Annotated in this window: 6 protein-coding genes; 5 read left to right on the top strand and 1 reads right to left on the bottom strand. The window is 51.1% G+C overall.

Going from position 1 to position 6,731, the window contains the following annotated elements; translation table 11 throughout:
• Positions 1-654: MFS transporter (locus tag EDF78_RS25260; RefSeq protein ID WP_133824188.1), on the top strand; the 654-nt coding region annotated here is incomplete at its 5' end.
• Positions 655-668: 14 nt separating this feature from the next.
• Here the strand turns inward: EDF78_RS25260 and EDF78_RS25255 are convergent.
• Positions 669-1,049 carry a helix-turn-helix domain-containing protein gene (locus EDF78_RS25255; RefSeq protein ID WP_133824187.1) on the bottom strand — a complete coding sequence of 127 codons (381 nt, stop codon included), beginning with the start codon at positions 1,047-1,049 and terminating at the stop codon, positions 669-671.
• 79 nt (positions 1,050-1,128) lie between these two features.
• Between EDF78_RS25255 and EDF78_RS25250 the strand changes: the two genes are divergently transcribed.
• The 4 genes from EDF78_RS25250 (at position 1,129) to EDF78_RS25235 (ending at position 6,638) form a co-directional block, all read left to right on the top strand.
• Positions 1,129-2,136, top strand: coding sequence for an NAD(P)-dependent alcohol dehydrogenase (locus EDF78_RS25250; protein ID WP_133824186.1), 1,008 nt, complete (start codon positions 1,129-1,131; stop codon positions 2,134-2,136).
• Between the two features lie 133 nt (positions 2,137-2,269).
• Positions 2,270-4,255 carry a CocE/NonD family hydrolase gene (locus EDF78_RS25245; protein WP_133824185.1) on the top strand — a complete coding sequence of 662 codons (1,986 nt, stop codon included), beginning with the start codon at positions 2,270-2,272 and terminating at the stop codon, positions 4,253-4,255.
• A 49-nt stretch (positions 4,256-4,304) separates the two neighbouring features.
• On the top strand, positions 4,305-4,952 hold the full coding sequence (locus EDF78_RS25240) for a TetR/AcrR family transcriptional regulator (protein WP_133824184.1): 648 nt from the start codon (positions 4,305-4,307) through the stop codon (positions 4,950-4,952).
• Between the two features lie 219 nt (positions 4,953-5,171).
• Positions 5,172-6,638 (top strand): family 1 glycosylhydrolase, encoded by a 1,467-nt coding sequence (locus EDF78_RS25235; RefSeq protein WP_208294505.1) that lies wholly within the window; start codon positions 5,172-5,174, stop codon positions 6,636-6,638.
• Positions 6,639-6,731: the final 93 nt, after the last annotated feature.

Here is a 6,731-nt window from a genome sequence, read left to right as displayed (position 1 = left end):
TTATTTGCCTGGCTGATGCTGCTGATGGTACTGATGTTTGTTCCGCGACCTGACAACAGAGCGGAGTCTGAACAGATTAAAACGGATGTCAGCCAGGGTACCACTTCACCAGCCGTTCTGATGACCTGGGCAGCCGCGCTGATGTCCATGATTGTCTTCTTTACCGCCATTGTTGTCTTACCCCTGCACCTGCATAAAATGGGAAACACCGAGTCTCAGACGGGATATTTTCTCTCATTTGTTTCTCTGGTTGCCGTCTGTGGGGCCTGGCTGATGCCGAAGCTGGTAAGCCGTTACAGTGATTTTTCAACCTTATCCATTGCTTTCGGCTTTTACGCGCTTGCTCATCTGATCTTTGCTTTTGCGTCTTCCATGCCTTTCCTGATCCCCGGGGGAATCGCACTGGGACTGGGATTCGGTTTTTCCGTTCCCCTGGTAAATCACCTTATTGTCGAGCTCAGCAGTAACGCTGTGCGTGGAAGAAATCTGGCACGGCTATCAATGGCTATCTTTCTTGGGCAGTTTTTGTCCGCGTTCATGGCTTATCTTCCGGGTACCACTTCAACCGTATTTTTATCCGCTGCGGTAATCGGTGCGTTATTTTCATTGTTTATAAAATTTCGCGCGCCGGCCAGAGTCGCATCCAATACATAATTCACCGTCCGGCTTCATGTGCCGTCAATGTGGTTACTGATCCAGTCGGTCAGCCTTTCAATATGTGCCGCCGCCTCACGTCCCGGAGCGGTGAGCGCATATTCAGTATGAGGCGGTAAAACGGGATAAACCTTTCTGTGGACCAGGGACGCGCTTTCGAGTTCCTGCAGCGTTTTTATCAACATTCTGTCGGTAATTCCGCCCATTTTACGTTTCAGCTCTCCAAAACGATGAGTACCATCCATGAGGGTTATCAGCGTCAGGGTTCCCCACCGGCTTGTCAGGTGACTGAGCAGCCTTCTGGAAGGACACGTCGCATCAAATGTTTCTCCGTTGCGTAACCGGGTCGCCAGCACATTTTTTTTTACATTAGCAGGTTCAGAGAATACAGACATTTTTGTAGGTACTTATCCTGGACGTTAAAGAGGGCTAAAGTCATAGTTTACTCTATCGGATACGGGGAAAACCTTCACGATGAAAGCTGTACTCCTTGGCAATGAAGCGGGCGTAGATAATATCGCCTTTACAGACGTTACCGATCCGGGCCAGCCAGGCAAAGGTGAAATACGCGTCCGCATTCATAATGTCTCGCTTAACTTTCACGATTACAACGTCGCTGCGGGTACCCTGCCCGCGCAGGCGGGTCGTATCCTAATGTCTGACGGCGCTGGAACCGTCGAAAGCGTCGGAGAAGGCGTCACAGATTTTCAACCCGGGGATGCGGTGGTATCAACATTTTTTCCGGACTGGGACAAAGGAGAGTGCCCACTCGCCGGTTTCAGCCGAACGCCCGGAGACGGCATTGATGGATATGCCACGGAATACGTTGTCCGTCCCGCCCGTTTCTTCACGCATTCCCCCGCAGGATGGACGCATGCCGAGGCGTCAACGCTCCCTACCGCAGCACTGACGGCCTGGCGGGCTTTGATTACCGAAGGCGATCTGCGCCCGGGGGAAGATGTTCTTATCCTGGGCACCGGGGGCGTATCCGTTTTTGCCCTGCAGCTGGCAAAAATGACCGGAGCCCGGGTCTGGGGCACGTCTTCCTCTGAAGAAAAAATGGCCTGGCTGCGTGATCAGGGTGTTGCCGGTGTAGTTAATTATCGTAAAGAGCCGCATTGGGGTAAAAAAATCTTCGAGCTCACCGGTGGACGGGGGGTTGATCATGTAATTGAAATTGGCGGCCCCGGCACGCTGGCTCAGTCAATTGCCGCAGCGCGCATAGGCGGCCGGATTACGCTTATTGGCGTATTTACCGGCATTGCCGGAGAAGTCCCTACGGCGGCAATAATGGGCAAGCAGCTAACCGTCCGGGGCATCACCGTTGGAAGCCGTGAGCATCAGAAAGAGATGATCCGCGCTTTTGAAGCCTCTGATGTACGTCCCGTTATTGATAAAGTTTTGCCGCTCGGGGAGCTGCAGGACGCATTCCGGCATCAGCTTGCCGGTAAGCATACGGGTAAAATTGTCATAGAGATTTAACAAGTCAGGCCAGCGGAAGCTGGCTTTTTTTGCACAAAATGCGGCATGGATCGTGGTCCGGCAACAAGCAGATTGACTTGTAAACGATCCGCTTTAGAATTAAATCATCAATTGATGATTTAAAGAGGGTGTGATGAATAAAGTGAAACCAGCTGGCCCGGAAGTTTCACGACGCTCGCTACTGGCGGGTGCAGTGGGAATGGCCGTTACACATATGATGATGCCGCGACTGGCATTTGCTCAGAGCGGCAGTACAAACGGGAATCGTATCGTGCAAAATACAAAAATTTATGGCGACAGCGCTTATTCTGTCTGGTATCGGCGTCCGCTGCCTCTTAATGCTCCCCGCGCTCGCTATCCCGGATTTTCTCCCGGCACGACTCTGCTAAAAAAAGGGACCATCCGGCGTGAGGGGGCAAAACCACTGCCCTGTGACATCATTTTTGAGCGGGACGTTGCGCTTAAAATGCGTGACGGTACAACCATTTATACGGATGTGTTCCGCCCGGTAGCGGAAGGGAAATACCCGGCCCTGGTAGCATGGAGTCCCTATGGAAAAGAGATAGGCGGTCAGTGGCTGGATGATATACACGAGCGCTCCGGCGTGCCGCTGGAGTGGGTCTCAGAACTTCAGAAGTTTGAAGGCCCCGATCCGGCTTTCTGGGTCAACGAAGGCTACGTTATTCTGAATCCAGATCCACGTGGGGCTTATAAATCTGAAGGTCATATCTCTTACTGGGGACGGCAGCTGGCTGAAGACGGTTATGATTTTATTGAATGGGCCGCGCAGCAGTCCTGGTCAAGTGGAAAAGTGGGGATGGCAGGAAACTCCTGGCTTGCCGTCTCGCAGTGGTTTATTGCAGCCGAGCAGCCTCCTCATCTCACGGCTATCGCGCCCTGGGAAGGGTTTGTCGATCATTTCAGAGAGACGGGCAATCGTGGAGGAATACCTGCGCCAGCATTTCCTGAAGTCATACTGAAATCTTTCGCCGGTGAGAACCTTGTCGAAGATCAGCCCCGGATGATAGTGGAAAAACAGCTGATGGATGCCTACTGGGAAGACAAAAAGGCAAGGCTTGAGCGTATCAGCATCCCGGCGTACGTTGTCGCAAGCTATACCAATCACGCTCATACCCACGGATCGTTTGCCGGTTACCGTCAGATAGCTTCAGAAGAAAAATGGCTGCGGGTTAATAACACAAACGAATGGCTGGATTTTTATACGCCCGCCTATTCGCAGGAGCTTCTGGCATTTTTTGACCATTATCTCAAGGGCCATAACAATGGCTGGGAAAACACCCCTCGCGTGCGTATCTGCGTCCTGGATGACGGCGGTACAGATATTGTTGACCGGACTGAAGACAGCTGGCCACTGCCCCATACTCATCTGAAAAAAATGTTTATTACTTCCGGCGCGCAGCTCAGCCCTCTGGGTCAGAACATACCGGCGTCTCTGTCCTATGACGTTTCCGGTGAAGGGAAAACGGAGCTTCACTTTACCTTCACGCAGGATACAGAGCTCACAGGCTACATGAAACTGAAGCTCTGGGTTGAAGCCCAGGGGGCTGATGATATGGAGCTTGAGGTTGGCGTTGAGAAACGAAGTAAAGACGGAAAACCGTTTGAACGTCTGCTGGGAGAAGGCGTGAAAGGTCCGGTGGTCGCATCCGGTCTACTGAGGGTTTCCCAGCGCGCGCTTGATCCCAAGCTGTCAACTGAAACAGAGCCATTCCACACGCACACCCGTGAAGAGAAGCTGCACGCTGGGGAGATTGTACCTGTGGAAATAGGTATCTGGCCGATGAGCATGCTTTATCATGCAGGTGAAAAACTGGTGCTGACCATTGCCGCACACCGCCCAATACCCACAAGTATTGACATGGGGTTTGGCTCTGCCGTCATTGAACTGCCAGCTTCCGGAGGAACCTTTATGCCAGGTGAGAAAATTAAACGTATTTCCCTCGGCGGTCCGGCGTCGACGCTTCTGCCATTTGTCAGTGAACAGCAGGTAGCTACCCCGGTGAGCCGGAATGCAGGCCGGCATATCATTCATTTTGGTGGAAAATATGACAGTTACCTTCAGATCCCGGTTGTGAGTAAAATGGGCATGGTATTTTGATCAGTAAAAAGCACCGGCCTGGTCCGGTGCTTATCAAAAACGGAATCACATGAGCTCACAAGAAAGCAGACCTTCAGTACGGGGTCGCCGCCCCGGCGGGGCAGTATCAGGGCGGGATGCGCTTCTTCCCGTAGCTACACGTTTTTTTTCACAAAATGGTTATGACGGTACATCTTTACGAAAAATCGCAGCTGAAGCCGGTGTGGATATGGCTCTGGTGGCGCGCCTTTTCGGTTCAAAATCCGATCTCTGGAATGCGGTTCTTGAACATCTGCTGGATAAGCAACGGCATCATCTTGAAGAAATCAGTGCAATTGAACACTCGTTCAGTATCAATCCAGCTGAAGGGTTTCGCCGGTTTATCCGCCACCTGACCGCTATCAGCGTGGAAATTCCAGAGTTTCCCTCGCTGCTGCTGAACGAGGCGGCGAGGGGCGACGAACGGCTTGAATACCTTCTCCTGCATCTGGTTACGCCGTTTCGTGACAGCTGTCTGCCCGTCATCAGACTGGCGATGGAGAAAGGCATCATCAGAAGTAATCAACCCTCGCTGACTTTTGCATTAATGATTTCAGCAATTTCGTTGCCTTTGATCACTCCAGGTCTGATCGATCCGGATGCCCCTCAATCCACCTCTCTTTCCTCTGATATTGCTGATGAGGCTATACGTCTGTTCGTTGTCTCTGAACATTCCTGAACCACTGACCTGTCGCATAAGTGCGCCATGCTTTTAGCAGGTGGCGTCTCAAAGAGACCGGCGATGTATGCAGGCAAACCCGTAAAAAAGAAAACGCTCACGCAATATATCATCTGTTGATGATATATTGCTGCTATACATGATGCCCGTCCCGGTTTTACCCGTCGGGACATCATAAAATTTTTCGTTAGCCTGATTATGTCAAAAGAGGAGTAAGCGATGAAAAACGGAATGCTGGCGTTAGGTATGACTGCTGTGATGAACATGGCCACTGCAGCTGACGTTCCTGATAATTTTCTGTGGGGGGCAGCTTCTGCTGCCTATCAGGTTGAGGGAGCAACAAATAAAGACGGTAAAGGCCGGTCTGTATGGGATTACTATCTTGATGAGAAGCACCTGGCCGGCCCCGGCATATCGGGGAGCGTTGCTATAAACTTTTACGACCGTGATCAGTACCTAAAAGATATCCAGCTGTTTAAAGAGCTCGGCCTGAACAGCTACCGCTTCTCTATCGCCTGGACACGTATTATCCCGGACGGGCAGGGGCCCGTAAATCTGAGTGCGGTTGCGCACTATCGGCAGTTCATTACCGACTTAGAGGCTGCTGGAATAAAGCCTCTGGTAACTCTGTATCACTGGGATATGCCTGAGTCGCTGTCTGCTGCGGGAGGATGGGAAAACCGGGAGTCGGTGGAATGGTTTCAACGTTATGCTGAGGTTATCTTTGCTAACTTCTCCGATCAGGTTGACCAGTTTGTACTGATTAATGAACCAACCGTTGAAGTTGCAACAAAAATCATGGCCGAGAAGCGGCTGAAAGGTGAGGAGCTTACACTCCCTCCTATTGTTCCTGCTGGTCCCTATCTCGAAACTTCCCTGAAGTCCTATAACCATATTCTGCTGGCCTCCGCAGCAGCAGCGGAGAGTTTTAAAGTAAAAGGCTACAAAGGCCGGCTGGGAATTGCTCTGCCATTTTTCCCGGTACTGACGACAGAGAACGCATCGGATGAAGACAAAGCTGATGCCAGACTTGTTGACGGCATTCTTAATCGCTGGTTCCTTGATGCCATGTACAAAGGAAGCTATCCGGCCGATGTACTCAAGCTGGCAGCAGACCGACACCTGAATATTGACGTCCAGCCCGGAGATGCAGAACGCATTCATGATGCGGGCTTGGGTTTTCTGGGCATTAATTACTATGCACCTTTCTTTATTCGCCATCAGAAAAATGCTTCAGAAGTCTATTCGCCCGAAATAATCTTCCCGAAAAATGAAAAGCTCGCCTTCAATGGCGCAGTAAGACCCGATCAGTTTTCCGCCCTGCTTGAGCGCGTGCGTGATGAGTACGGCAATCCACCGGTCATCATTACAGAAAATGGTGCAGGGTTTGAGGGTGAAGATCAGTTGACGAATGGAAAAGTGAACGATGTAAACCGCTGCCTGTATCTGGTAGACCACATCCATGCAATGAAGGAGTCGATTGCAAGGGGGGCTAATGTACAGGGTTATCACGTCTGGTCCAGTCATGACAATCTGGAATGGTTGAGTGGCTATAAAAGCCGCTTTGGCATGATATACGTGGACTATGATACCCAGAAGCGTACACCAAAACTCAGTGCGGAAATCTATGGAAAAATCATCCGCGGTGAAAATATCCGCGATGCTGACTGTAAAGCGGCAAACTAACTTCTGAATCGAAAGCATTCTGTTAGCCTGGCTTGGTCAGCCAGGCATTGATTAAAATTAACTGAGTCTGATGAGCTGTAGCTTATTGTGAGC

The sequence above is a fragment of the Rahnella sp. BIGb0236 genome (assembly GCF_004364755.1).
In the GTDB taxonomy this organism is placed as follows: Bacteria; Pseudomonadota; Gammaproteobacteria; order Enterobacterales; family Enterobacteriaceae; genus Rahnella; species Rahnella victoriana.
The sequence above is the reverse complement of the archived record's forward strand: the minus strand, read 5'-3'. Positions and strand labels throughout refer to the sequence as shown.